Origin of the sequence: Streptomyces sp. NPDC005811, assembly GCF_040630405.1 — a bacterium.
In the GTDB taxonomy this organism is placed as follows: Bacteria; Actinomycetota; Actinomycetes; order Streptomycetales; family Streptomycetaceae; genus Streptomyces.
On sequence record NZ_JBEXXK010000138.1, the window covers coordinates 1 to 1,874 of the forward strand.

2 protein-coding genes are annotated in these 1,874 nt (G+C 67.9%); both read right to left on the bottom strand.

Going from position 1 to position 1,874, the window contains the following annotated elements; genetic code table 11:
• Window positions 1-334: ATP-binding protein (locus tag ABZ490_RS52105; protein WP_359008104.1), on the bottom strand; the 334-nt coding region annotated here is incomplete at its 3' end.
• Window positions 331-1,749, bottom strand: a complete 1,419-nt coding sequence (gene istA / locus ABZ490_RS52110) for an IS21 family transposase (protein WP_359008107.1) — start codon at window positions 1,747-1,749, stop codon at window positions 331-333. The genes istA and ABZ490_RS52105, both read right to left, overlap by 4 nt.
• Window positions 1,750-1,874: the final 125 nt, after the last annotated feature.

Below are 1,874 nucleotides of genomic sequence, written 5' to 3' on the forward strand. Positions count from 1 at the left end.
CGGGCGGCCCGAGCAGGGCGGCGTTCGCCTTGCCCTCGACGAACGAGAGGGTGGCGAGGTCCTTGACCTTGCGCGGGTCGAGGTCGGGCTGGAAGGAGAAGTCGTACTCGTCCAGGGTCTTGTGGTGCGGCAGCCGGGAAAGCCGCAGGCCCTGGCGGAAGCGGCGGTCGTCACGGACGGCGAGTTCCTCGGACAGCACCAGGTCGAGGAAATCGAGATAGCCCAGCTTCCCCTCGTCAGCCCGCCGGGTGTACTCATTGATCGTTTCGGCCAGGTGGGGCAGGCCGAGCTTGCCGGCCGTGGTGCGGATGCGGGTGGAGACCAGCTCGCTCAAGGCGTTTCCCTCGTGCTCGGACGGGTGGTGAAGGGACGGGTGCCGGTCAGCTCGTCATAGACCGACAGCGGACGGCGGCCAACCTCGATGCGGGTGGCTGCAGCCCGGTTCAGCAGGGCCTGCAGAGGTCCCGTCTCCTCGCCCGGAGGATGTTCATCGCGAGGCCGGGGCAGGACATCGCCGGTAGTGGTGCGGCGTCCCTTGCCGGTGGGCAGCCCGTCCCAGTGGGTCTCTTCGACGACGCGGACACCTCGGCCGATCGCCCGCGGGTGGGTGGCCAGCAGCGTCCCGCCGCTGCTGGCCGTGACAGTGGAATGCAGCATGACCTGCGACTTCGTGGCGCGGATCTCCACCAGCTGACGTGGTCGAACCTTGCGGGCGGGCACCGAGTAGAGGTTGCCGCCGAAGGCGACCAGGCAGTCCTTGCCGACCGGCCGCAGGTGCCGTTCGGCCACCAGATACGGAGTCGGCGGCAGCGGTTTGAGAGCCACGTGGTCACGGGCCGCTCGCTCTGCGATGACCTGTTGGTGAGTCCTGTGGGCCTGAGCTCGCCGCTGCGGGACCCAGGCAGCGAAGGCGGCGTCCATCTCCACGACGGAGGAGAAAGACCGGCCGGACAGGACGTGGTCGCGGACGATCAGAACCTGCCGTTCGACGCGGCCTTTGCCGGTGGGCCGGTAGGCGGCCAGGACGTCGATGTCGAAGTCGTAATGGCCGGCGAACCCGACGGCTTCCGGATGCAGCGGGACCGCCTCGCCGGGTGCGACGTGACGGCGGACGACGGTCTTGGTTCGGTCGTAGACGATCGTCATCGGGACGCCACCGAAGTGGGCGAAGGCCCGGCGGTGGCAGTCGAAGAACGTCTGCAGGTCCTGGCCGGTGGTGAAGCAGCAGAACGGGTCGCGCGAGTACGACAGCGTCATGTGGAAGGAGTAGACCTTCGGGATCCCCATGTGGGCGAGGATCTTGCCCTCGTCGCCCCAGTCCACCTGGGCCTGGGCGCCGGGGATCACCTCGAAGCGGCGGTGCATGCCAGCGAGTTCGTTCGGGGTGATGCCGAGTTCCTCGGCGATGCGGGGCCGGGCTTCCTGAACGTAGAGCTTGACGCGCTGGTAGCTGCCGGTGAACCCGTACTCCGTGGCCAGCCGCCCGTGAATCACCGCGGCCTTCATCAGGATCTCGGCCCGCAGCATCGAGTCAACCAGGGGCGCGAACTCGTCGATGACCCTCGCCTTCGACCGTCCGTTCGGCGACCGGCGCGGCGGGGTCGCCGGACCTGGTGCCGACAGATACTTACGGACCGTCTTCCGGTCCAGCCCGGTCTCCCGGGCCACCTCCGACAGGCTGATCGCCCCGGATTCCAACAGGCTCCGGAAGCGCCGTAGTTCCAACCATCGATGCGGATCCAGGACCACCGTCGACCGCCTTCCTCCACCTCTCACCGACCAAGCAGCAGAGTGCCGAGCAGCAGGTCTCAATGCATCAACAACTGGCCCTTTTCATCCGTACGCGGGTGGGGACGTTCATGTGTACGCCGACA